General features: G+C 62.8%; 13 protein-coding genes, 1 tRNA gene and 3 pseudogenes. 12 read left to right on the top strand and 5 right to left on the bottom strand.

Features of this window, described 5'->3' with window-relative positions:
* Nucleotides 1-55: 55 nt before the first annotated feature.
* The 3 genes and pseudogenes from ACTAQJ_RS09785 to ACTAQJ_RS09775 form a co-directional block, all read right to left on the bottom strand.
* Complete coding sequence (locus ACTAQJ_RS09785; protein ID WP_498701851.1) at nt 56-2,581, bottom strand: transglutaminase TgpA family protein; 2,526 nt, start codon at nt 2,579-2,581, stop codon at nt 56-58.
* Nucleotides 2,578-4,180, bottom strand: a pseudogene (locus ACTAQJ_RS09780) (DUF58 domain-containing protein). The gene ACTAQJ_RS09785 and the pseudogene ACTAQJ_RS09780 overlap by 4 nt, the downstream one beginning before the upstream one ends.
* Before the next feature lie 12 nt (nt 4,181-4,192).
* Nucleotides 4,193-5,281, bottom strand: coding sequence for an AAA family ATPase (locus tag ACTAQJ_RS09775; RefSeq protein WP_431119118.1), 1,089 nt, complete (start codon nt 5,279-5,281; stop codon nt 4,193-4,195).
* 158 nt (nt 5,282-5,439) lie between these two features.
* On the opposite strand from ACTAQJ_RS09775, the pseudogene ACTAQJ_RS09770 reads away from it, so the two are divergent.
* The 5 genes and pseudogenes from ACTAQJ_RS09770 to ACTAQJ_RS09750 all read left to right on the top strand — a co-directional run bounded on the left by ACTAQJ_RS09770 (nt 5,440) and on the right by ACTAQJ_RS09750 (nt 11,532).
* A pseudogene (locus ACTAQJ_RS09770) lies at nt 5,440-6,335 on the top strand (TatD family hydrolase).
* Between the two features lie 294 nt (nt 6,336-6,629).
* On the top strand, nt 6,630-7,772 hold the full coding sequence (locus tag ACTAQJ_RS09765; protein ID WP_498701850.1) for a resuscitation-promoting factor: 1,143 nt from the start codon (nt 6,630-6,632) through the stop codon (nt 7,770-7,772).
* A gap of 26 nt (nt 7,773-7,798) precedes the next feature.
* Nucleotides 7,799-8,680 (top strand): 16S rRNA (adenine(1518)-N(6)/adenine(1519)-N(6))-dimethyltransferase RsmA, encoded by an 882-nt coding sequence (rsmA, locus tag ACTAQJ_RS09760; protein WP_498701849.1) that lies wholly within the window; start codon nt 7,799-7,801, stop codon nt 8,678-8,680.
* Nucleotides 8,677-9,669, top strand: a complete 993-nt coding sequence (locus ACTAQJ_RS09755) for a 4-(cytidine 5'-diphospho)-2-C-methyl-D-erythritol kinase (RefSeq protein ID WP_498701848.1) — start codon at nt 8,677-8,679, stop codon at nt 9,667-9,669. The genes rsmA and ACTAQJ_RS09755 overlap by 4 nt, the downstream gene beginning before the upstream one ends.
* A gap of 36 nt (nt 9,670-9,705) precedes the next feature.
* Nucleotides 9,706-11,532, top strand: coding sequence for an ABC-F family ATP-binding cassette domain-containing protein (locus ACTAQJ_RS09750; RefSeq protein ID WP_498701847.1), 1,827 nt, complete (start codon nt 9,706-9,708; stop codon nt 11,530-11,532).
* 632 nt (nt 11,533-12,164) lie between these two features.
* Here ACTAQJ_RS09750 and ACTAQJ_RS09745 read toward each other — a convergent pair.
* Both ACTAQJ_RS09745 and ACTAQJ_RS09740 read right to left on the bottom strand, forming a co-directional pair.
* Nucleotides 12,165-13,426, bottom strand: a pseudogene (locus ACTAQJ_RS09745) (IS110 family RNA-guided transposase).
* A gap of 255 nt (nt 13,427-13,681) precedes the next feature.
* Nucleotides 13,682-14,281 (bottom strand): TetR/AcrR family transcriptional regulator, encoded by a 600-nt coding sequence (locus ACTAQJ_RS09740; RefSeq protein WP_477520956.1) that lies wholly within the window; start codon nt 14,279-14,281, stop codon nt 13,682-13,684.
* A 262-nt stretch (nt 14,282-14,543) separates the two neighbouring features.
* Between ACTAQJ_RS09740 and ACTAQJ_RS09735 the strand changes: the two genes are divergently transcribed.
* From ACTAQJ_RS09735 to ACTAQJ_RS09705, 7 genes are all read left to right on the top strand, one after another.
* Nucleotides 14,544-14,615: transfer RNA gene (locus tag ACTAQJ_RS09735), tRNA-Gln, on the top strand.
* Between the two features lie 124 nt (nt 14,616-14,739).
* Nucleotides 14,740-16,239: a bifunctional UDP-N-acetylglucosamine diphosphorylase/glucosamine-1-phosphate N-acetyltransferase GlmU gene (gene glmU / locus ACTAQJ_RS09730; protein WP_498701846.1), complete on the top strand. Its 1,500-nt coding sequence runs from the start codon at nt 14,740-14,742 to the stop codon at nt 16,237-16,239.
* 2 nt (nt 16,240-16,241) lie between these two features.
* Entirely contained in the window at nt 16,242-17,222 is a 981-nt protein-coding gene (locus ACTAQJ_RS09725; RefSeq protein WP_498701845.1) for a ribose-phosphate diphosphokinase, read from the top strand.
* 303 nt (nt 17,223-17,525) lie between these two features.
* Nucleotides 17,526-18,101 (top strand): 50S ribosomal protein L25/general stress protein Ctc, encoded by a 576-nt coding sequence (locus tag ACTAQJ_RS09720; protein WP_431119133.1) that lies wholly within the window; start codon nt 17,526-17,528, stop codon nt 18,099-18,101.
* A 126-nt stretch (nt 18,102-18,227) separates the two neighbouring features.
* Nucleotides 18,228-18,812: an aminoacyl-tRNA hydrolase gene (pth, locus tag ACTAQJ_RS09715; protein WP_431119135.1), complete on the top strand. Its 585-nt coding sequence runs from the start codon at nt 18,228-18,230 to the stop codon at nt 18,810-18,812.
* Between the two features lie 143 nt (nt 18,813-18,955).
* The gene (locus ACTAQJ_RS09710) at nt 18,956-21,697 is read left to right on the top strand and encodes a helix-turn-helix transcriptional regulator (protein WP_498701844.1); all 2,742 of its coding nucleotides are present in this window, start codon (nt 18,956-18,958) and stop codon (nt 21,695-21,697) included.
* 38 nt (nt 21,698-21,735) lie between these two features.
* Entirely contained in the window at nt 21,736-24,399 is a 2,664-nt protein-coding gene (locus tag ACTAQJ_RS09705) for an AAA family ATPase (protein ID WP_498701843.1), read from the top strand.
* Nucleotides 24,400-24,868 lie beyond the last annotated feature (469 nt).

Raw genomic sequence — 24,868 nt, 5'->3', positions numbered from 1 at the left:
TTCCGGAGTCGGGCCCTTTGCTGTTCCCGGGCGAGCCGTTGTGGTGTTTGCGGTCTTAGCGGCGTTGCGGAAGAAGCCCCCTGAGTGCGCGCCAGGATCTGGCAATCCCTTGCCCCGTCCGCCGGAACAGGGACCCCACAGCGCGGAACGGGGCACCGAGTGCGTGGAACCAGCGGCGCATGAGCGACGGCGGCAGCCAGTTGGCGCGGAAGCGAACCAGCCAGCCGGTGTTGTTCCGCAACGATTCACGAACGACGGCGATCCTGGCCGCCGCCGGGGAGGCAGCCTCCATCGGGCGACCATAACGTTGCCGTTCGAAGTCCGCGGTGAGTGAAGCGACGGCGGTATGGGCGGCGTCGTCGAGACCCCCGGCCTCACCCAGGACTGAACTTGAACGGAGTCTGGCAGAAAAGTGCCGTGGCGTTTCACTGGGCGTGGACGGGACGCCATAGTCCGTGGCGAGGTCCTGCAACTCTGCCCATGCGAGGGCTGCGGAGTCGTGGCGACCGGGCGATCTGCTATCTGTTGATGCGGCGTCCGGTGATCCACGATCCGCTGGTTCCTTGGGATTTAGCCGGCGGCGTCGCAGGACTGCCCTGCTTAGCCTCGGCGAGCCAAGGAAGGCAGCGAGCAACAGCACTGCCGCAATTGTGGCAATAACCGTTGGCAGAGGGTCACGAGGCGCAGAGGCAGCAGTCTGCGCGTCGCCTCCAGGCAGCGGAACGGTGGTCGGGGGAGGCGTCACTGCCGTGCCTGGAACGTCCTTCTCGTCAGCATTGGTGCTCAGGCTGCCCGGGACTGAGGATTCGGTGGCGTATTCGGGAACAACGCCACGCGATGGAGTCGGCTCAAAGGGCACCCATCCCAGTCCTTCAAAGTAGAGCTCTGGCCACGCATGGGCATCACGGGCGTCTACTTCATACTCAGGGAACGATCCCTGGCCAACCAAAGCCACGGTCTCGCCTGTCAGCCGGCCGGGTGCGTAGCCCACCGCGATGCGGCTGGGGATGCCCTCCACTCGGGCCATCACCGCCATGGCGGAGGAGAAGTGGACGCAATAGCCGCTCTTCACCGCCAGGAAATCCGCCAGCACGGACAACCCGTTGCCGTCATACCCGTTTTGCACCGGAGCTTGAAGGGAATACGTGAATTCACCGGAGCGCAAGTATTTCTGGATGGCCAGGGCCTTGGCGTAGTTGTTGCCTGCCGAAGACGTGAGTTGCTCCGCCGTCTGGCGCACAATGCTTGGCAGGTTCCCTGGAACGCGGAGGAAGTCATCCGAAATGGACTTTGGCTTACCCGTGGCTTGGGACAGGGCCTGTGCCGTGATCTTGGGTGCGGCCGAGAAGACCACATACCGTTGGGCCAGTGTGCTCGTCTCGGTGCTCATGATGCTGAGGGTGGCCGGATCCCAGGTCCAACGGCCGTTCAGCCCGTTAACGGACACGGGGGCGAACGGCGCCGGTAAGTACGGGCTGGTGAACAAACCCGCGTTGATGGACGTCACCGCATTCACGACTTCTCCCTGGATGGAGTAACCCGGCTCTATCCGGTCCACGCCGGGCCGCCGTGTGGCGGAGCGGTCATCCGGTGCCCAGGTTTCGCCGTCGAAGTGGTCAATAGTGACGGATCTCAGGTAGGTGGCTGCGCTGGAACTGGTGGAGTACGTGATCCGTCCTGCCCCCGTGGGACTCCGGAGGCTGTTACCCAGTGTGATCATCGGATTGAGGCCATTCGAGGTACCCCATGGGCTCAGCCGTGAACCTTGCGGGAAGGTCCCGGTTTCAAACCCTGGAATGGCCAGCGGAACAACCAATGCCAAACCCAGGGCCAGCGCCCCCGTCACCAGGGAGCGCCTGATCTGGCCGGAACTTCGTGGTGCTCCGGACTGCAGCCTGGCGTCAGGGGCGAACCAATGGCTGCAACCAAGAATGAGCAGATATCCCACGGTGGCCCCAACGAATCCTGCGACACCTACGCTTTGCGGCTTGATGGTTGCAGGAACCACCATGACCGCAAGGAGTCCGATTCCACTGGCTGCCGGCATCGAGAGCGGGACGGCCAAAGCATCGATCAGGATCACCAGTAGTCCCAGGCAGGCACAGGTGACGAAGACAATACCCGCGTTGGGGGCTACCGGAGCGCTCTCGGACACAACCGTCTCGGCGGCCCGCTTGATGAGCCGGCCTACCGCGGCAAAGGTCCCGGTGGTGGGAATAAAGCCCAGGAAGCTGTCCTGCCGGCAGAACGTGAAACTGAGTATCCCGGCCAACGCTGCCAAGGCACCCAAGGTGGTAACCAAAGGCTGGATCCGGAGGGTCCGCAGGATGGCCAACGTCAGGGCCACCGCTACAACCGTGGTGATCAGGGGCATGAACCAGGCCCAGCCCCTGAAAACTCCGTTCAGGGATAGGGCCGCACCGAGAACAGCCACGGCCACCGAACCAGCCATGATCCACGGGTAGAGGCCGGGCGGCTGGGCCCGCTGTGGGGGAGGAGTGGGGGCATCTCCGCGGGCATCCTGCTGCGGTAGGCCTCGCGGGTACGTTGCGGGGGACCCACGATGGGACGTGGCGGTCATCGCGGCACCGCCGCTCCGCGCCGTACGTCCATTGCCGCACTCGCAGCAACCAGCAGGCCGCCTTCGTCGAAGCCGGACCACGCCGCTGTCAGTGGTGTCTTCGACGTGACGGAGACAGCCTTCCAGCCGCCTTGCCTCAACGTTTCCAGGACATCGTCCTTGCTGCGGAAATCGGGGTTGCGGGAGTCCGGGTTCCGGGAGTCATGGTTGCGGGACTCGTTGTTGCTTTGAGGGTCCGTAACTACTATCGCGAAGGCGTTGGCGCCATAGCCGGCCGCAGGAGCAAGCGCCTTGGCTTCGGCCAGGGTCAGATTGCCAAGCAAGGCAAGAAGCGGCCCGCGCAAGCGATGTGCAGCGAGCTTGTCCATGAGGCGGTCATCGAAGACGGAATCAACGCTTTCCTGGCCCGATACCTCCGATGCCCCACTGCGGTTGAATGCCCCACTGCGGTTAGGTGCCCCGCCGGGGTTAGGCGTGGAACCGGTGGGTTCAGGGGAGCGCTGGGCATGGTCCGGACTGTTTTCTCCGGCCCTGTGGTGTTCAGCCCTGTGGTGATCAACCCAGTGGTGTTTTCGGGCCGCTCAACTCAATGGCGGCCAAACCTTCGGCTATGGCATGAAGGCCGGCGACGCCACTGAACTCTTCCACGCCCGGGTCCGGTGCCGACGGCGAGCGAATGAAGGCCGGGCTACCGAAGGCATCCAGGACGCGCAGCGAGTAGTTCCGTTCGGCCAAGTGCGCGCTGATGGACATTGCCGCTGTCACAACCCACTCAAAATTCGGGCTGGTCACGAGGTCGGAGTCGTCGTCGTGCGAGCTGAAAACCGAGCCACTGCCGGACGCGAACGCCGCGAATCGTTGGTCGAGGATGATGGTGGCTTCCGGAGTGGTGACCGATTCCTCCTGGCGGACCATAAGCTGTCCGTGCCGCGCCGTGGCGGGCCAGTGGACGCGGCGCATGGGATCCCCATGCCGGTATTCGCGGGTCATGATGTCGTCGTCGCTGGGGTTCGCCCTGATCCGGGTGGCCGTTACACCATCGTTCCCACGCGCTCCGGCGAGTCCCGTTACGGGAAGTTCGACGGCGGCCGGCGTCACGGTGAGGAGGTCGCCGTCGTCGATGGCATGGCGCCGCAGCGACAAGCCGAACGGATCGCTGAATTCGGCAGTAACGGGACCTATGCGGAACTGTCCCCGCTTGCCGGATCGCAGATGGTATTCGTAGCGGCTGGTGCCGCCTGTTGCAGTCCGCGCCGGGAAGCGGAAAGCCGGCGGATCACCGAACCGTGGAGGCAGTTGTTCCTCCATGATCACGTGGCCTGTGGAGAACGTGGACCGGGCAACCGCCAGGCGAACGGTGGTGGCAGTGGAGGTTTCCACGGTGGAGGGATTGAATTCCCGGTACACCTGGAACTTGGGTTTCAACACCCGCACACCGGCCAACGCAACCAACGGAAGGATCAATAAGAAGACGGCCAGAGTCAGGAGATCACGTCTGCCCATAATGTAGGCGCAGACCAGCGAGAGGACCCCGGCGGAGAGCAATCCCCAGCCGCGGCTGGTGAACAAATGCTTGGGGAGCCGATCCACGAGTGCCATGCCCGCTGTCTCCTATGCGCTTTGCTTGTCCCTGCGCCACGCGCCAGGCGGTTCCTGGGCAACCGGGAGGGAAGCGAGGATGCCCCGCAGGACGGTTTGAGGCGTATCGCCGGAACTCGCAGCCTTGCGATCCAGGATGATGCGGTGGGCGAGTACCGATTCGGCCACGTCCACGACGTCGTCGGGAAGAACAAAATCGCGTCCGTCCAAAGCTGCCGTGGCCTTCGCGGCGCGCAGCAACTGCAGCAAGGACCGCGGGCTTGCACCGAGCCGAAGGCGGGCACTTTCACGCGTGGCCCGGCCAATCGCCACCGTGTATTCCTTGATGGCCGTGGACACGTAGACCTGCTGGACGGCTGCAATCATGGCTGCCACATCGGCGGCTGTGACCACTGGGGTTACGTTGATGAGGGGAGAAGCTGCCTGATGCGTTTCCAACATCTCGATCTCGGCATCCCTGTCCGGATAGCCCATGGAAATCCTTGCCATGAAGCGGTCGCGCTGGGCTTCTGGCAGCGGATAAGTGCCCTCCATTTCGATGGGATTCTGCGTTGCCACCACCATGAACGGCAATCCCAGCTGGTACGAATGCCCGTCAACCGTCACCTGGTGCTCTTCCATGCATTCCAGGAGCGCGGACTGCGTCTTGGCCGAGGCGCGGTTGATTTCGTCGCCGATCACGATGTTCGCGAACACGGCACCCGGCCGGAACTCGAACTGCCGCGAAGACTGGTTGTAGATGGACACGCCCGTCACATCAGAGGGCAACAGATCCGGGGTGAACTGGATACGGGACACAGTGCAATCCACGGTCCGGGCCAGCGTCTTCGCCAACAAGGTCTTGCCAACACCGGGCACATCCTCCAGCAGGAGATGGCCCTGTGCAAGGAGAACTGTCAAGGCGAGTTTTGCGGCGTCCGCCTTGCCGTCGATGACCTTGCCGATGGATGCCAGAATGCGCTCGCTGGCATCGTGGAAACGTTCGGCGTCCATGACCTGCGGCTTGTGTCCATTGAGCAAGGCGGCATCCCGGGGCAGCGCACTGTACGCCTCGCCCTGGAGTGGGGAAGGTTCAACGGTGACTTGTCGCTTGGACTCCATGGATTGCCCTTCAGCCGTGGCCAACGCCGGTGTCGGCCGTCTGTCCGTTCCAGACTACCCAGACTTTGGCCGTCCCTGACATAGTGCTCCGGGAATTTATGTGCCAACTGGAATTTGTCCCGAAGCATGGGGGACCGCGGTCCGATTAAGGTGGGAACATGTGCAATTCCCTCGCTCCCGCTCCCTACCGCGCGTCCTCCGGTGCAACAGAAGCATCGGATTCCCGCAAAGAGTACCCGCCAGCCCCGGAACCGCTTCCCGTCCCGGTGATGGACAACCACACCCACTTGGACTTCCGGCACGGTTTGATTGAAGTCGGCGTTGCGGACGCCATGGATGCCGCCGAAGCTGTTGGTGTCCAAGGGGCGATCCAGGTTGGCTGCGACCTGGAATCCTCGCGCTTCACAGTGCAAGCTGTCCAGGCTGATGTCCGCTTGCTGGGAGCCGTTGCCATCCACCCCAACGACGCACCCATCTACGCGGGGCGGGGGAGCTCGAATCGGCGCTCGCAGAGATCGAGGAACTCGCCGCCCACCCGCGGATCCGTGCCATCGGCGAGACAGGATTGGACTTCTTCCGAACACACGGTGAGGGCCTGACACATCAGCGGTATTCCTTCCGAAGGCACATCGACATCGCCAAACGGCTTGGCCTCACGCTGCAGATCCACGACCGCGACGCCCACGATGACGTAGTGCAGGTGCTGAACGAGGAAGGCGCCCCTGAGAGGGTAGTTTTCCACTGCTTCTCCGGTGACGAGAAACTCGCGCGCATCTGCAATGACAATGGCTGGTACATGTCCTTTGCAGGGACCATGACGTTCAAGAATGCCGCCAACCTTAGGGCAGCGTTGTCCATTGCGGAACCCAGCCGGATCCTGGTGGAAACAGATTCGCCCTTCCTCACTCCACACCCGTACCGCGGCCGGCCAAATGCGAGCTACATGGTGCCGTACACAGTTCGCTCGATGGCGGAAGTGACAAAAGATGACCTTTCAGAACTTTGCGCCAGGCTTGCTCAAAATACCGTAAATGCCTACGGATCCTGGGGCTGATTGGGGGCATTCGAACGCCTGTGGGACTGACTGCAATGAATACCCGGTATGTAGAATTCTTGGTCCGTTTATAACAGATCGGTTACTGTGTACAACAAGTAGCCGGGGTCGGGGAAGGCCTTCGGACAACTGGCCCGGATCCGTCCGGGCTCTTTAGTTGAATGTATTTGGCGGCGCAGATGCCGGCAGCAGAGGGTGGGACCAGGCTTTTTTGCCTGGCCCCTCAGTTTTGCGGCTGGCATTGTTTTTTGCGCTTTTCCCCGTGCCCGGATGGTCTGAGAGTTATGGGCAATCGTGATCAAGTTCTTCACAACGGATGGCAAGTTCAGCTTTCTCAAAGTCGGTGCCCAGTTGCTGGTTGTTGCAGCACTGGTGGTCGGTGTAGTCGCCTTCGTGGGCAACAACAAGACCATCACCCTGAACGTTGATGGCAAGGTGAGCTCCATCCAGACCTTCGGCGGCACTGTTGACCAAGTGGTCAAAGCAGCCAAGGTCGAGCTGAAGGACGCAGACCGTGTTTCCCCGGATCTTGCTACCCAGGTGGAAAACGGCTCGGTGGTCAACATCAACCTTGCCAAGGCCGTCTCCATCGAATTGGATGGCGCCCGCAAGACCGTCAACACCAACGCCCCGGACGTCGCCGGCCTGGTGAGTGAACTGGGAGTCGCGAGCTCCTCCGAAATCTCCCAGCCCAAGGACGCCTCCCTGGCCGTCACGGGCTCCTTCGTTTCCATCTCCACACCCAAGACCATCAGCTTGGTAGCTGACGGCAAGGACACCAGCGCCACCACGACGGCGCCCGACGTCGCCACCGTCTTGAAAGACGCCGGAGTCACACTGGGCGCCAGCGACCGCGTCTCCCAGCCCGGAAACGCACCGGTCATCCAGGACATGGTGATCAAGGTCTCCCGCGTGGACACCAGCAAGACTGCCGAAGCCACCGAGGAAGTGCCGTTCGAAAGCGTCAGCACCGATAGTGCCGAGCTCTATAAGGGCGACGAGAAAGTAACCCAAAAGGGCGTCGCAGGTTCCGTTGTGAAGACCTTCAAGCTGGTCTTGGTGGATGGTCGTGAAGCTTCCCGCACCCTTGTTTCCAGCAATGTCACCACCCAGCCCGTCACCGAAAAGATCGCGGTCGGAACCAAGGCACGCCCCGTCGCTGCCAAGGCTGCCACGTCCAGTGGTCCCACCGGAGCCCCGAACGAAGCCATGTGGGACAGGATCGCCCAGTGTGAGTCCGGCGGAAACTGGTCCATCAACTCCGGCAACGGTTACTACGGCGGGCTGCAGTTCTCCAGCCCCACCTGGTTGGCTAATGGCGGCGGCGCTTACGCCCCCACGGCCAACCTTGCCACCAAAGCTCAGCAGATCGATATCGCCAACCGCCTCTACGCCAGGAACGGCCTCAGCGACTGGGGCTGCGCGCACGCAGCGTGACCCCGCACAGACGATACGATACCTAGGTGACTGAACCGAATTCCGAACCCGCCGCCGTCGTGCCTTTGATGGGCGCCACAGATATCCGACGGTTAGCCGAGGAAATCGGTGTCCGCCCCACCAAGACTTTGGGCCAGAACTTTGTCATTGACGGTAATACGATCCGCAGGATCGTCTCAGCCGCCAATATCGACGCCGGGGAAACCGTGCTTGAGGTGGGCCCGGGCCTCGGCTCCCTGACACTTGGCCTGCTGGACGCGGCGAAGACCGTTGTGGCCGTTGAAATTGATCCCGTGCTCGCAAGGAAGCTCCCCGAAACTGTTCGTGCATGGCGACCCGAGGCTGAAGAGAACTTCCATCTGGTCCTATCGGACGCCATGAGGGTCACGGAACTGCCAGTGCAGCCGACAGCACTGGTGGCCAACCTCCCATATAACGTGGCCGTCCCCGTGGTGCTGCACTTGCTCCAACACTTCCCGCGCCTGCAGCACGGCTTGGTCATGGTGCAGGACGAGGTCGCAGACCGCCTGGCAGCAACTCCCGGCAGCAAGATCTACGGCGTGCCCTCGGTCAAGGCTGCTTGGTACGGGCACATGCGCAAGGCCGGCGTGATCGGCATGAACGTGTTTTGGCCTGCTCCGAAGATCCACTCAGGACTCGTTGCCTTTACGCGCCATGACCCACCCGCCACGCACGCTACCCGGGAGCAGGTGTTTGCTGTCATTGACGCCGCCTTCGCCCAGCGTCGAAAGACCCTCCGTGCAGCGTTGGCTGGCTGGGCCGGCAGCGCGGCCGAGGCCGAACGGTGCCTCGTCGCCGCCGGCGTTGATCCCACAGCCCGGGGCGAGGTCCTGGACATCTCTGCCTACGTCCGGATTGCCGAAGCCCGCCACCCAGCGGACGCATGAGTCCGAACACCCGCAAACCCAGCGGCCTGCCGTACGTAGGCGATCGCTTCCATGCCCGGACGGTCCGGGTCAAAGCGCCCGGGAAGATCAACGTTTCCCTGAGCGTTGGTCCGTTGCGTCCCGACGGCTACCACTCCGTGGCAAGCGTCTACCTGGCCGTTTCCTTGTACGAGGAAGTGGCAGCCACCAGCACCGAGGCTGAGGGAATTACCGTCAGCATCAGCCCCAACAGCACGCTGGACCTGGACGGCGTCGATATACCCCTGGACGAAAGCAATCTGGCGTACAAGGCAGCAGCCATCATGGCTGAGCTGTCCGAGAAACCAACCGGCGTCCACCTTGAAATCACCAAACGCGTGCCGGTTGCCGGAGGTATGGGTGGGGGCTCCGCCGACGCCGCCGCTACTTTGCTTGCGTGCGATGCCCTGTGGAACAGCGGCCTTTCCCGCGAGGAACTCGCCCACTTGGCAGCCGAACTGGGCGCGGACGTTCCGTTCTCGCTGCTGGGCGGGACCGCCGTCGGACTCGGTGTTGGCGACAAATTGTCGCCCGCACTGGCGAAAGCACAAATGGACTGGGTGCTGGTGTTTGCCGACTACGGGCTCTCTACACCTGACGTGTTCCACAGCCTCGACGGACTCCGGGACTCCGAAGGCGTGGAAATCCCGGAGCCCGTGGACGTTGACCCCACCATCCTCCAGGCCCTGCGCCACGGCGACCCCGAGGCCCTCAGCCGGGTGCTGATCAATGATCTCCAGCGTGCGTCCATCGCGCTTGCCCCACAGCTGAGGGACACCATCGGCCTGGGTGAAGCCCGGGGCGCCCTGGCAGGTATGGTGTCCGGCTCCGGGCCCACCATCGCACTGCTCGCCAGGGACTCGGTGTCCGCCAGCGTCCTCGCTGAAGAGCTGACCCATCGGGGCCACACTGCAGTTGCCGTCCACGGACCCGTGCCCGGCGCCCGGATCATCTCCGATACCCTCCTTTAGTAGCTCCCGCATTCCAGCAGTAGAAAGTAGTACCCATTGGCCCACCTGCTTGGCGGCGAAAACCTCACCGTTTCGTTCGCGACCCGCACTGTCCTCGACGGCGTCACCCTCGGTTTGGAGGATGGCGACCGCATCGGCATGGTCGGCCGCAACGGTGACGGAAAATCAACCCTCATGCGTTTGCTCGCCTTGCGCTCGACGCCCGACTCCGGCCGCGTCACCAAACGCGGGGACGTCAACGTCGGCTACCTCGACCAAGGCGACGTGCTCGACGGCGACCTGACAGTCGGCGCTGCGATCGTCGGCGACCGCGCGGACCACGAATGGGCGGCCAACCCCAAGATCCGCGAAGTCATGGGCGGTTTGGTTGCCGACGTCGATTGGCACGCCAACGTACATGCACTCTCCGGCGGGCAAAAGCGCCGTGTAGCGCTGGCCAAGCTCCTCATCGAAGACCACGACGTCATCATGCTGGACGAACCCACCAACCACCTCGACGTCGAGGGCGTGGCCTGGCTGGCAAAGCACCTCAAGACGCGCTGGCGCGCCAACCAAGGCGCTTTCCTAGTGGTCACACACGATCGCTGGTTCCTTGACGAAGTGTGCAACTACACCTGGGAAGTCCACGACGCCATGGTGGACATGTTCGACGGCGGATACGCCGCCTACGTTTTGGCGAGGGCCGAGCGCGACCGGACGGCCGCCGTCGTCGAAGGTAAACGCCAGCAGCTCGTCAAAAAGGAACTGGCGTGGCTTCGCCGTGGGGCGCCTGCCCGAACGGCCAAGCCGAAGTTCAGGATCGAAGCTGCCAATGACCTGATCGCAGACGTGCCGGATCCCCGGGATTCCGTCGCCCTCAGCAAGATGGCCACCGCTCGCCTGGGCAAAGACGTGCTGGACCTTGAGAACGTGACCCTTGATTTTGTCGATGGAGCGGACGGGCAGAAACTTTTCGACAACATCACCCTGCGGCTCGCACCTGGCGAACGACTTGGTTTGGTGGGCGTCAACGGGGCTGGCAAGTCCACGCTGCTCAAACTCCTTAACGGCGAAATCCAACCAACGTCAGGGAAAGTCAAACGCGGCAAGACCGTGGTCACCGCCGTGCTCACCCAGGACGTGAAAGAGCTCGACGACGTCTCGGACCTTCGCGTCATTGAGGTCATCGAGCGGGAAAAGCGGTCCTTCAGCGTAGGCGGTAAGGAATTCACCGCCGGTCAATTAGTGGAGCAGCTCGGATTCACCAAGGAAAAGCAGTGGACACCCGTCAGCGACCTCTCCGGTGGTGAGCGCCGCCGGCTCCAACTCCTGCGCCTGCTGGTAGGGGAGCCCAACGTACTGATGCTCGACGAGCCCACCAACGACCTCGATACTGACACCCTGGCCGCCGTCGAAGATGTCCTGGACGGTTGGCCCGGCACGCTGGTTGTGGTGAGTCACGACAGGTACCTTCTGGAACGCGTCACGGACAACCAGATGGCACTCCTTGGCGATGGCAAACTCCGTGGCTTGCCTGGCGGCGTGGACCAATACCTCGAACTTCGTGAAGCGGCGCTGGCTTCCGGCGCTGTTGGCGGTGGTTCCGGTGCGCCCACTTCTGCAAGCGGATCTTCTACACCCGTTGCTTCAGGCGCCAGCGAAGCCGAAAGGCGTGAAGCCCGCAAGGACCTCAACCGGATCGACCGCCAGCTCGGCAAGATAGCGCAGCAGGAGGAAAAGCTCCACACCCAAATGGCCGCGAAATCCGAATCCGGGGACTTCGACGCACTGGGCGAACTCAACGCCAAGCTGCAGGAACTCCTTGAGGAGAAAGAAGGCCTGGAGCTCGAGTGGCTGGAGGCCGCCGAAACCCTCGGCGAGTAGTTTCTGCAGGTTTCCCCTGAACGTTCTCTCACATCCTGCAGGTTTCTGCGGAACGTTCTCTCACATTCTCCGCGGTCGTTGGTGGAGGCGGCGCGGTGGCGGCGCGGCGCGCATCCTCCGCGTGCTGCTCCTTCGTCGCTTTGACGCACGCTACCGGATACCCGCCGCCCCGCCTCTGACGTTCTCTCATGTCCTGCGGGTTTTTGAGGAACGTTCTCTCATGTCCTGCGGGTTTTTGAAGAACGTTCTCTCACGTCCTGCAGGGTTTTGCCGTTGCTCGGGGGAGTTCCGTTTAGCGGTGGATCCTAGGTTGGCGTTGATTTTTCCTTCGATGTTGAAGGGGAAAGGGGCCGAGCGGTCACCCGGGATGTGAAAGCACGTTGTGGCTGGCACCCGGCAGCCTGCATTTCAGCGCTTCAGCAGAAGTTTCGGTCAGGGGCGGATTTAGGGGAACCGGATTTTCTCTCACATCCTGCCAACTTTTAGCGGATGCTCTTTCAGTTCCTGCTCCGCGGCTTCCCCCTGCCCAGACCGGTGAGCCGCAATGCCGTCGTGTACTCACAGGTCAGCGAGGAGTGTTCCGACCGCAGCGGCCCTGCGGTCGCGATGTGAGAGTGCCCCTATGTTTTTCGTCAAGTGGTGGCGGGTGTTGGGGGTTGGTAGAGGGCGCCGTCGCGGAGCATTGCGTAGAGGGTGTCACAGCGGCGTCGTGCCAGGGCAATGATTGCCTGGTTGTGGCGTTTTCCTTCGGCGCGTTTGCGTTCGTAGTAGGCCCGGGACGGCGGGTCGTGGAGCGCAGCGAACGCGGAGAGGAAAAGAGTTCGTTTGAGGACTTTGTTGCCTTTTCTGGAGGAGTGGTCGCCGCGGATGGAGGACCCGGATCGCCAGGTGACTGGGGCCAGCCCGGCGTAAGAGGCCAGGTGCCCGGCGGTGGGGAAGTCTTTCCCGGCGACTTCGGTGAGGATTCGTGCGGCGGTCCTGATGCCCACGGCCGGCAGAGACATCAGGACCGGGTGAAGAGGGTGGGCCTCCACGAGTGCTTCGACCTGGGTGAGGACCATGGCGCGGTTTTCGTGAAGCCCGGAGAGCATGGCCGCGAGCTGGGGCAGCACGATGGTCGCGGCATTCGTGCCGACAACAGTGACTGTTTGCCGGCCCAGGGCCTCGATGATTTCATCGGCAAGGCGTTCGCCCATCCGCGGCGCGAGTTTGGTCAGCCGGTTCCCGATCCGGCGCCGGCCTGCGTGACGGAGCTCTTCGGGGGTAGGCCAGGTCCGCAGCAGGTCCAGCACCGCAGGATGATCCATGTAGGGTCCCAACACCCTTTCCAGAGCAGGGTGGATCTGGGTGAGCAGCCCGCGGATCCGGTTCGAGGTCGCCGTGGCCTGCTTGGCCAGGTCATCATCGAAACCACAAAGCATGCTCAGCTCAGCGAGCTGCTCATCGGCCAACTGAACCGAGCGCAATGTATGCGGCATGGTCCTGGCGGCCTCGGCGATGATGAACGCATCCCGGGCATCGGTTTTCGCCTCTCCGGGGTGCAGGTCCGCGATCCGGCGCATCGCCAGCCCCGGCAGATACCCGACAAGAACACCGGCGGCCTGGGCCACCGCTACCGGCAACGCGCCGATGGTTGCTGGCTGGTCAACGACCAACAACACTCGTCCGGCGTCCTCGAGTTCGGCGATGATTTCCCGGATTTTGGCTTCATCGTTGGGCAGCGCCCGGTCCAGCAATTTCTTTCCGGCCCGGTCCACGGCAACGGCATGATGGACGCCCTTGCCAACATCCAGACCAATAAACACTTCGACACCATCGTGGTTCGCGATCATCCGGTCCCTCCAGTCGTAGTCAGCTCCCATGCTGGCCCGGCAGCGGTGTCAGGACCCGGCACCCACGTTACGCACGACGTTCCCGAACTGTCCTGCCCCTATCAGCGGTCTCCCGGCACCTACCAACCCCGGTGACAACACTCTCAAGATCATCGGATCGACAGAGGAACGCAATCATGCCGGGGCAGCAGGCCAGCACACCCACATCCTGCACCAGGAAACGGGCTACGAAAAAGGTAACGAGGGATGGGAGAAACGGGTGGGGATGTGAGAGAACATCCGGGAAAAGGCGTCAGGATGTGAGAGAAGGATGGGGGTCAGCCGTCGGAGCGGAGCTCAGGTTCCTTCTGCAGCCCGGTCAGTCCGTTCCAGGCCAGGTTTACCAGGTGAGCCGCTACCGCGCGTTTGTCCGGCTCACGACTGTCCAGCCACCATTGGCCTGTCATCGCCACCATTCCGACGAGCATCTGAGCGTACATAGCGCCATCTGCAGCGCTGAATCCGCGGCGGGCGAATTCATCCGAGAGCAGGTGTTCCACCCGCGCGGTGACGTGCGAGAGCAGCGTGGAGAAGGCGCCCTCAGGCTGGGAGGGCGGTGCATCGCGCATGAGGATCCGGAAGCCGTCGGTGCGGTCTTCGATGTAGCCAAGGAGCGCCAATGCTGCGCGTTCCACCAGGACGCGGGGTTTGGCCTCCGTGCTCAGTGCCTCGGTGATGGAGTCCAGGAGGATCCGGAATTCGGTTTCGACAACTTGCCGGTAGAGGCCTTCCTTGGACCCAAAATGCTCGTAGATCACCGGTTTGGACACGCCCGCGCTGGCGGCAATTTCTTCAATCGTGGTGCCGTCCAGGCCCTTGGCTGCGAAGAGCGCCCGGCCAATGCCGATGAGCTGGGAGCGTCGCTGTTGTCCCGTCATCCTCAACCGTATTGGGCGGTCTCCCAGGGGCTCAAGGGCGGCCGCGGGCCGGGGAAGTTCAGTGCGCTTGCTCACGTGTCCATCATGCCCTAACCCCTGCGCGGCTGATCGCGAAGGGCCGTAACAGGGCATCCGGAGACCCGTCACAGCGGGTCAAGTCGCGAACCATGCAAAGGTCATGGCAAACTAGATTCTTGTGTGTGCATCCCGGTGATCCGGGAAACCGTCAGGCCCTGCCGCCTGGGGGTGCAAGCATGCACGGTCCGCTCTGGTGTAATGGCAGCACCCCGGCCTTTGGAGCCGTGGAGTATAGGTTCGAATCCTATGGGCGGAACGGTCGGAAAATGCGCTCCACTCTGTACCTGGAACAGCTCGAACGGTGCCTGGGTCCATAGTTGGAATGGCAGCATTCCGAAGCCGGGTTACCCGGGACAAAACCGAGCAAGGAGAGCCAGTACGTGAGCCCCGAAACCACCGGTCCCGCAGCAGTCATCGTCTTGGCTGCAGGTGCCGGAACGCGAATGAAGTCGCGGACTCCCAAGATTCTCCACGAAATCGGCGGCCTCTCCATGGTGGGCCACGCCCTCCTCGCCGCCCGTTCCATCAACCCCCTGAAACTTGCCCTTGTTGTCCGGCACGAGCGCGACCGCGTGGCAGAACATGTCTCCGCGCTGGATCCGGAAGCCGTGATCGTTGACCAGGACGAAATCCCCGGCACGGGACGCGCTGTGGAGGTTGCCCTCAAGGCCCTCGACGCCGAAGCCGAGCTCACCGGAACTGTGGTTGTCACGTACGGAGATGTGCCCCTGCTGACGGGCGAATTGCTCGGCGAACTCGTGGCAACCCATGAAGCCCAGAGCAACGCCGTGACGGTGCTCACTGCGGTCTTGGACGACGCCTCGGGCTATGGCCGCATCCTGCGTGCCGAAGACGGCACGGTCACCGGCATCCGCGAGCACAAGGATGCAAGCGAAGCCGAGCACACCATCCTTGAGGTCAACTCCGGCATTTACGCCTTCGACGCCGCGGTGCTGCGGAACGCGCTGACCCAGGTCACCACTGACAACGCGCAGGGCGAGATGTACCTCACCGATGTCCTCGGGCTGGCGCGCGACGCCGGTGGCCGGGTTGCCGCCGTCGTCACCCAGGACCGCTGGCAGGTTGAGGGCGCCAACGACCGCATCCAGCTTTCCGCGCTCGGCGCCGAGCTAAATCGCCGCATCGTCGAGTCCTGGATGCGGGCGGGTGTGACTGTGGTGGATCCGTCCACCACCTGGATCGACTCCACGGTCAGGCTCGATGAAGACGTCCGCTTGCTGCCCAATACGCAACTGCACGGTTCCACCACCGTGGCGAGGGACGCCGTCGTGGGTCCCGATACAACGCTGACCGACGTCAACATTGGCGAAGGCGCCAAGGTGATCCGCACTCACGGCTCGGGTTCCACCATCGGAGCCGGGGCAAGCGTTGGACCGTTCACCTACCTCCGTCCCGGCACGGTACTGGGAGAGACCGGCAAGATCGGTGCCTTCTACGAAACCAAGAACGTGACCATCGGCCGTGGTTCCAAGCTGTCCCACCTCGGGTACGCAGGTGACGCTGAAATCGGTGAGGACACCAACATCGGCTGTGGCAACATCACGGCCAATTACGACGGCGAGAAGAAGCACCGCACGGTGATCGGCTCGGGCGTGCGGACTGGTTCAAACACCGTGTTTGTAGCTCCCGTGACCGTGGGTGATGGCGCTTACAGCGGCGCCGGTGCCGTCATCCGCAAGGATGTCCCGCCTGGAGCCCTCGCAGTTAGCTTGGCCGCGCAGCGAAACGCCGAAGGCTGGGTACTGGCCAACCGCCCCGGCACCACCTCAGCGAAGCTGGCCGAAGCCGCGCAGGAGTCACTGCTGACCCCCGCCTCCACATCCTCACAATCTCCAGCAACCACAGAAGAGGGCAAATAGGCATGAGCGAAATTACCGCACACGGCGAGAAGAAATTGATTCTCGCCGCCGGAAGGGCACATCCGGAGCTGGCGCAGGAAATCGCGAAGGAGCTGGAGACCGAGCTCCTGCCCATCGACGCCTATGACTTCGCCAATGGGGAAATCTACGTCCGTTCCGCTGAGAGCGTCCGCGGCACCGATGCGTTCGTCATCCAGGCGCACCCGGCCCCGCTGAACAACTGGCTCATGGAGCAGTTGATCATGATCGACTCCCTCAAGCGCGCCTCTGCCAAGAGGATCACGGTTGTTTCACCGTTTTACCCGTACTCCCGCCAGGACAAGAAGGGCCGTGGCCGCGAGCCCATTTCCGCCCGCCTGGTTGCGGACCTGTACAAGACCGCCGGTGCGGACCGCATCATGTCCGTGGACCTGCACACGTCCCAGATCCAGGGCTTCTTCGATGGCCCTGTTGACCACCTGATGGCGATCCCGCTGCTGGCCGACTACATCCGCACCAAGGTTGAGGCGGACAACATCACGGTTGTTTCGCCGGACACCGGCCGCGTCCGCGTGGCCGAACAGTGGGCGGAACGCCTGGGCGGTGCCCCGCTGGCGTTCGTTCACAAGAGCCGCGACCTCACCGTGCCCAACCAGGCCGTCTCCAAGACCGTTGTTGGCCAGGTTGAAGGCCGCACGTGCGTGCTTATTGACGACATGATCGACACCGGTGGAACCATCTCCGGCGCCGTCCAGGTCCTGAAGAACGCCGGTGCCAAGGATGTCATCATCGCTAGCACGCACGCCGTTTTCTCGGACCCCGCAGCGCAGCGCCTCGCTGATTCGGGCGCACGCGAAGTGGTTGTCACCAACACCCTGCCCATCCCGGCAGAGAAGCGTTTCCCGCAGCTCACGGTGCTGTCCATCGCACCGTTGATCGCGCGTGCCATTCGTGAAGTGTTCGACGACGGCTCGGTCACCAGCCTGTTCGACGGCAAAGCCTGACGCCGGACTACTGATATGACGGGTCATCTGCCGCCTCCGGGCGTGTGGGTGGCCCGTTTTCAGTAATGAAGGTATCCGCTGGTAAACTCTTGGGGATACCTTGGCGAGGGAGAGCACATCCGGTGCGCGTTTTGAACCGGAATTGCGGGTCTCCGTTATCGACTGGGTCTGCATCTCCTTCGACACAGGCGGGCTTGCTGCTGGACAGCAACGATCGCCGGGCGTAGAAGGTCCACAGACCTCCGCCCTTGCTGATCGACTTGTCCGGAGTTTCCCGGACGCCACAGTAATCAAGGAGTACACATGTCTGAGCAGAAGCTCACCGCAGAACTGCGCACCGAATTCGGTAAGGGTTTTGCCCGCCGTGCACGCATGGCCGGCCAGATCCCGGCTGTCATCTACGGCCACGGCGCAGAGCCGATCCACATCAACCTGCCCGGCCGCGCCACCACGCTGGCCGTCCGCGTTTCCAACGCCCTGCTGGCAATCGACGTCGACGGCGAGCAGCACCTGACGCTCGTCAAGGACATCCAGCGCGACCCGGTAAAGCAGATCATCGAGCACGTTGACCTCCAGACCGTCCAGGCCGGCGAGAAGGTTACCGTCGACATCGCCATCCACGTTTCCGGTGAAGTTGTTCCGGGTGCTGTTGCCAGCCTCGAAGCCACCACGGTTTCCCTTGAGGCCGAGGCAACCCACGTGCCCACCGCCGTCGAGGTTGACATCGAAGGCCGCAAGGCTGGCGAGAACATCCACGCATCGGACCTCGTCCTCCCGAAGGGTTCCACCCTGCTCACCGAAGGCGACACCCTGGTGGTCCGTATCTCCGAGACTGCTTCTGAAGCTGAAGAAGAAACCACCGCAGCAGCGGCTGAGTAGTCTTTGACTGCTTAAGGCAAACGCCTTTTGAGTGGCCGGGTCCCCTTGGGTCCCGGCCACTTTCTTCTTCCAGCCCACGCAACTCCGCGACCCCGATTTCCTGACCAGATTCCCTAGGATGAGACCATGACTGACACCTGGCTGATAGTTGGCCTTGGCAACCCCGGCAGCGAGTACAGCAACAACCGGCACAACGTGGGCCAGATGGTGCTTGACGAGCTGGCGTCCCGGATGGGCGGCAAGTTCAAGACCCACAAGGCCAGGGCGCAGGTAGTGGAGGGTCGGCTGGGGATTGGCGGGCCCCGCGTAGTGCTGGCCAAGCCAATGACCTACATGAACGTTTCCGGTGGTCCTGTGGCGGGCTTGAGCAAATTCTTCGACATTGCACCGGACCACGTGATTGCTGTCCACGATGAAATCGACATCCCCTTCAACACGGTCAAGCTCAAGATAGGTGGCGGCGAGGGGGGTCATAACGGCCTCCGCGATATCTCCAAGGCGCTGGCAACAAAGGAGTATCTGCGCGTGCGGGTAGGGGTGGGCCGGCCTCCCGGACGTATGGATACCGCGGACTTTGTCCTCCGGGATTTTGCCACCGCCGAGAAGAAGGAATTGCCGTTTCTGCTGGACGAGGCGGCCGACGCGGTTGAACTGCTCATGAATGAAGGGCTGTTGGCGGCACAGCAGAAGCATCATGCCGCAAGAACTTGAGCAAATCTTGAGGAAAGCCTGAGGAAAGCCTGATGATTCGAGGCGCCCTTAGCCCTACCAAACTGTCGGCGCCCGGAGGTAGTGTGCATGGTACGCAGGTAAGCGGTGGGGGACTGTCGCGGATGTTGTAGCGAAGGATGCGAATGTCGGCGGAGTTGCTAAACAGAGGCGGTGGAGGCGCAGCGAGGGCTGCGGCTCCGGACCTTGTGGGCGGTTCATCCGATCGGCAAACATGGTCGCTGTTGGCCAGGAGCCAGGATCTGTCCCGGGCAACCAAGCACCTTGAGTCCCCGGAATCCTACGGTGTGGTGCTCACTGGCGAACGGGGAATCGGCAAGTCAGGCTTGGCCCGGGCAGTAATTTCCTCGCTGGGCCCCAAAATCCATAGCCTGCAATTGCGCAACACGGTTGCCAATGGGCAGACTCCCTACGGGTGCCTCGGATTCCTCCTGGCGAGGCTGCCGTCCGAGGCCGTCAGTTCGCCCACGGGCATTCTCCACGCGATTACCTCACTGATCCGTGCAGAAGCTGCGGGCCGCCAGACTGTCTTCATCGTGGACAATGCCGGCGGTATGGACCCCATGAGTACGGGCGTGCTGCTGAACCTGATGGCGACTGGAACGGCCAAGGTGATCGCCACGGTTCAACGCTCCAGCGATCTCCCCGCCGATTTTCATCGGATGGTGCTTGAGGAGCAACTGGGCGAAGTCCATCTGAATACGCTCAGCGAAGAACAGACCAAGCAGGTTCTCGGTTCGGTGCTGGGCCACTACGTCTCCTCGACGCTGGTTGGTTCACTCCACTCCGCCGTCGGTGGGAACCCGATGCTCCTGCACGCGCTCCTGGACGAGCAACGCCATTCCGGCAACCTCGTCCTCAACGATTCCGTGTGGACGCTCCGGGACCGCATCAAGCTTGAAGGCGCCACGGTTGTGGAGGACTTTGTCCGTTCCAGATTGGCGCGTGAACCCCAGACCAACCGGACCGTCGTCGAGGTCCTGGCCTGCGCGCAGCGCGCGACACTGGTGGATCTTGCTGCGATCTTTGGCACCGAAGTGCTTGTGGAGATGGAGGAATCCGGGCTGCTCACCGTTGACCGGAACGGCGAGCACTGGGTTTCCCTTCGCGATGCCTACGTGGGTGAGGTTGTTCGGGGCTGGGTGAGTACCCGGCGGCGTCGCGAGCTGAGGCTGATGCTTCTTGGACCCAAGGAGCCGGAGCTGGGTGGGCTGGCTCCACAGGATTTGCTGAGCTACGCCGCGTGGATGCACGCCTGTGAGGACGAACCGTCTCCGTCGCCCGCGCATGCCTTGGCAGCAGGACGGGCGGCCCTGGATGATTATGACCCCAACTTTGCCATCCAATGCACACTCTCACTGGATCCGAAGGACGCCGAATGGGTGCCGGGGCAGCGCCTGAAGTCGGCTGCTTACCTCATGTTGGATCTGCCCCTGCACGCGGCCCAGGCTTTGGATGAGGTGTCAGAGGCGCACATTGCAGCTTTGGACCCCATGGAGTTTGCAGAAGTAACAGCGGCCAAATGCCAGGCCATGACATGGATTGACGGCCGTTCGGCAATGGTACCCGGGGTGATCGCGGCGGCGAGTGAAACCTTGGAGGACATGGTTTCGAATCCGGAGAAATACGCGCCGGAGATGATCATGAGGGCCCGGAACCGTCTCCTGCTTTGCAACTACGAATACCAGACGTATATGGGCGAGTACGCAGCTGTGGCCGAGGACCTGGAAGAGGAACTGGCCAAGGACCCGGCAGGGGACCGGGAACACTGGCTCAAGTCCGCCTTTTGCCTCATTGAAGCCCGCTGCGTGATGGGCCGGGAACTGGAAGCGCAGCAACTGGCACGCACCGTGTCCCGGCAGCTGGGGAACAATGACAGGCCAGCGCAGTTGGAGGAGTCTTTCGCGCGGCAAGCTTTCGGAGTGCTGCTGCTGTCCGGACAATGGCGGAAATGCATCGAGCTCATGCGACGGACGCCCTCCACACCTTCGCGCCTGCAGTACCGGGGTGCAATCACCGAACTGGGCGTGGGCCTTGCCTACGCTTACGCCGGCAAGCCCTCTTGCGCGATCGAACCGTTACGTTCCGCCGCCGCCCAGCTGGAGCTCCGCCCGGCCATGAACATGGTCAAAGTTGCCTATGCAGCTACCGCCTTTGCCTATGCCCAGCTGGGCAATTCACTCGAAGCCGGACGGTACCTTGACCTGTACCGCACCTGCCGGGGTGTTGGAACATATTTCTCCGAGTCCGTTGCCGAGTTCTGCGCTGAGATGGCAGGGCGATGGATGGGGGACCCGGACGTCAAACAGCGGCTGCTGGCCAGGGTCCATCAGGACATCGCCAAGCGGCGCTTCACAACAGCTGGCATCTGTCTTTTCGGCGCCACGGTTGAGGGCACGGACGCCGAGTACAAATTGCTGGAAGAAGTTGCTGGAAGCCGTCAAGGCCCTTTGGCGGAGATCGCCCGCGACCTTGCCCGCGGATCCCTGAAGCGGAGTTCCCGTTCTCTCCTGGCTGCGGCCGATGCCGCAGCTGCGCTGGATTTGTTGGTGGTGGAAGCCAGATGCGTGGCCATGGCCTTGGACTTTGCCCGTAATGCCGGTGAAACCATGGCTGCCCGGACCGCACAGCTTAGGCTGGAGCGTCTGGAACAATCGGTCTCGGCGTTGCCGATCCAACCACGAAGCGACGCACCGGTATTGACCGAGCGTGAACGGCAAATTGCCAAACTGGCCGGAAAGGGTGTCAGCAATCGTGAAATCGCTATGGATATTGGGGTGTCTGTGCGGACCGTTGAAGGACACCTGTACCAAGTGTTTACCAAGCTCGGCGTCTCATCGCGAGGCGAGCTCAATGGTCTCCTGTGAGTTGAGGAGTGTAGTTTCCGTCAACCGGGTGCGTGCCCATGCAGGCTGAGTACCTTGTTGGCCGGGACGCGGAGTTGGACCTCGCGACTGAAATATTGAGGCAGGAGGGGGCGGGAGCCGTCCTGCTCCTTGCCGATCCCGGCATTGGCAAAACGGCCATGGCCGCAGAGATCGCCGCCCGCTTGGCCAGCGAAATGGTGGTGATGCGGATCCATGGAAGTCCCGCCCTGTCCGCTGTTCCCTTCGGTGTCCTGGCGCCCTATCTCCTGGACCTGCCTGTGGAACAGGCCACCTCCCCGGTGGCGATCCTCCGCGAGTTTTGGTCCCAGTTCGAGAAAAGGCGCGGAAGCGAAGGTGCAAGGCTCCTTCTGGTTGTAGACGACGCCCATGACCTCGACGAGGCCAGCACACAGATTCTGGCCGAGTTGGTGACGGCTGGCTGGGCGAGGCTCGTGGCGACCAGCAGGCCACGGCCAGGACTTCCTCCTGCCCTGCTCCAGCTCTGGTACGACGGCCTGGCAGAGCGCTTCGAGCTCCATCCCCTGGAAAAGGAAGAAGTGGCCGAGCTCGCCGGGAAAACCTTGGGCGGATCGGTCATGGCAAGCACCACAGATGTTTTGCATTCGGTTTCGGAGGGCAACCCCCTGCTGCTCCGTTGCCTCCTGGAAGACTCAAAAGCTGACGGAAACCTGGTGCGTCGAAATGGGGTCTGGTTCCTCACGAGGGCCCTCTCCGGCACCGGCGAGGGCCTCTCTGAAGTGGTTCGGAACAAAGTCCTGCGAACCAGCGAGGCTGAACGGGAGGCGATGTACATCATCGCCTTGTCCGAACCCGTCCCCGCCGCCGTACTCGACGCGCTGGTGGGCAGGGATACGCTGCGGTCGCTGATGGACAACCGGCTCGTGATTTCCACTAATGGCGCCGGTAGTCCACTGAAAATGTGGCACCCGATGTATGGTGAGGCGCTTCGCCACATCGTTTCGCCCGCCCGTAGCCTCCAGATCCGCCAGCGTATGGTGCAGCACCTGCCCGCGGAGCCATCCACGGCGGAGGGTCTGCTCCGGATGGTGAGTTGGGCGCTGGACTGTGGTGCCGACGTCGACGACGAACAGTTGCTGCGGGCGGCGTTCCTCGCCGCAAAACTCCTGCAGAATCCACTCGCGCTGGAGGCCGCTGCCAAAGTTCGCTCCGAAGCGCTGCGCCCCCGTGCCCGCGCCGTGATGGCAATGGTCAAATACAACGACGGCGACTACCGCAGTGCCGTGCAGCTGCTCGGGGAAGATGCCGGGTTCCTGGACGCCGATCCTTCCGGGCCCTTGGGCGCCGGACTGCTGTGGGGAGCTGCAAGGTCCGCAATGGGAGACAGCTCGGGTGACATCCTGGCCGACGCCCACTCTGCTGCCGACGCACTGGTGGCGGGCCGCAACGCGCAGGATTCTGTGGTTCAGCAGATCCGACGCCATGCGGCAGCTTTGGAATTGGCGGCGCTGGCCCATGACGGCCGCTATGGAGAGCTTCGTGAGGGACTTGCCACGTTCCAGGCCGGTCTTGCCGTGGACGAGCCGGATTTCGTCATGAACCAGCTTTTCCTGTTGGCCATGCAATGCGAGCTCCTGATGGTGGAGGGCCAGGCGGTGCAGGCATTGGAGATGGGCCGGGAAGCGCTGGTGTTGCTGGATGAACACCATGACGACCTCCTGTACTTCACCGACTTCATCCTGGTCCGCTATGCCTTGGCCGCGCTGGAGTCGGGGGACTGGGCGGCAGCCGAGACCGCCCTGAACCGCTACGCCGCCAGCTCCGCCATGGGGCTAATAACGTTCGGTGGCGATATCCAGGCGCTCAAAGGACTGTCCTTGCTCCGGCAGGGACGTTTGGAACAGGCCACCGCTGTGCTGACTCCCGCGGTGGAGGCCCTCCGTGTGAAGGACCCGCAGAGGTTGCGCCGTCTGGGCACCGCGCTGGCGTTTTATGCTGCCGCCAGGTCAGGAAACAACGAACTGGCCCAACGCCTGTCCGTGGATACAGTGGTGGTCCCGGCTGCCGGTGGCGCCTATGTTGAAGCCCTGGCTGAGATCTTCACTTTGGCAGCCAAGGAGCATCTGAATAAAGGAACAGGGCTGGAGAAACTGCGGAACCTCCCTGATTCCACGCATCTGCATCAACTCCCGGGCGTCCTGCTCCAGAATCTGGTCCTCAGGGCAGAGCTGGGCGACCAGCACGTAATGGCAGCGATCCGGGAAACTGCATCGTCAATGGCTGGGGCATGGGCAGGCGGCTGGCACATGCTGGCGACCGCGCAGGTGGATGGCGCCGGCGATGCGTTCGTCAATGCGGGCAATCTGCTGGCCGCTGGAGGCATGCCAGGGCCGGCGGCGACAGCTTTCGACAAGGCCGCCACCGCCTTTGATGCCGAGGGCAAACGGCCGGAGGCGCGTCAGGCGGCAGTGCTGCGCGACGTCAGCGAGGCCAGCCTTGGCGACACACAGCTCCACGACCCCCACACCGAGGTAGACCGTTCCGTGCCCCTGACCCGGCGGGAGCAGGATATTGTGGCGCTGGCCGTTTCCGGACTCACTGACCGGCAGATCGCAGAGAAACTCATGGTCTCCGTCCGCACAGTGGAGGGCCACTTGTACCGCAGTTATGCCAAGCTGGGCATCCGCCGGCGCGAGGACCTTGGGGCTGCTGTCCGCAATTGACGCGCGGCCATTTGAGTAGCCCCGGACGCCCGCAAACACCACGTGGGCGCCGTTTTGCACCGATTTCCACCAATCAATGGAGTAACCCGCGCCCTAAGCTTGCCGGGACCAAGTAGTGCCCCTCCAAGGGACTGAGTACAACAGAGTATCGGGGCCCGGAAACCGCCCTACTAATCGAGTACCGATTACTGGTGTTCTGGTTTCCGCCACGCGGTTAACTGATCTTGGAAGGAAGGAAAGCCCCAAGCATCCCCCGAATTCCGAATCGAAATACCGCATCGGTGGTCTCTTTGAGCCGGTGCTCCGGCCGCCGAGAGGCGGTCCGGCCCTGGACGAAGCCGGCGGCGACAGAGTCTTCTGAGACCGAGACTCTCCCCCCAGCCGTCGCCGGCTTCTAGGCCAGGGATCCCGCAAACTCGCGGAAGCCTAAATTCTCCCGGACCAAGGGACTGCTGCTATTGGAGTGTGC

The sequence above is a fragment of the Arthrobacter sp. alpha11c genome, assembly GCF_054149985.1.
Note: the sequence above shows the minus strand (reverse complement) of the source record. Positions and strands in the feature narration are given on the sequence as shown.

Excerpts from the sequence above, each read along its gene's own strand:
- pth (WP_431119135.1), top strand. The coding sequence starts at position 18,228 with ATGACTGACACCTGGCTGATAGTTGGCCTTGGCAACCCCGGCAGCGAG.
- ACTAQJ_RS09775 (WP_431119118.1), bottom strand. The coding sequence starts at position 5,281 with ATGGAGTCCAAGCGACAAGTCACCGTTGAACCTTCCCCACTCCAGGGC.
- ACTAQJ_RS09755 (WP_498701848.1), top strand. The coding sequence starts at position 8,677 with ATGAGTCCGAACACCCGCAAACCCAGCGGCCTGCCGTACGTAGGCGAT.
- ACTAQJ_RS09710 (WP_498701844.1), top strand. The coding sequence starts at position 18,956 with ATGTCGGCGGAGTTGCTAAACAGAGGCGGTGGAGGCGCAGCGAGGGCT.
- ACTAQJ_RS09725 (WP_498701845.1), top strand. The coding sequence starts at position 16,242 with ATGAGCGAAATTACCGCACACGGCGAGAAGAAATTGATTCTCGCCGCC.
- ACTAQJ_RS09705 (WP_498701843.1), top strand. The coding sequence starts at position 21,736 with ATGCAGGCTGAGTACCTTGTTGGCCGGGACGCGGAGTTGGACCTCGCG.
- ACTAQJ_RS09720 (WP_431119133.1), top strand. The coding sequence starts at position 17,526 with ATGTCTGAGCAGAAGCTCACCGCAGAACTGCGCACCGAATTCGGTAAG.
- ACTAQJ_RS09785 (WP_498701851.1), bottom strand. The coding sequence starts at position 2,581 with ATGACCGCCACGTCCCATCGTGGGTCCCCCGCAACGTACCCGCGAGGC.
- ACTAQJ_RS09740 (WP_477520956.1), bottom strand. The coding sequence starts at position 14,281 with ATGACGGGACAACAGCGACGCTCCCAGCTCATCGGCATTGGCCGGGCG.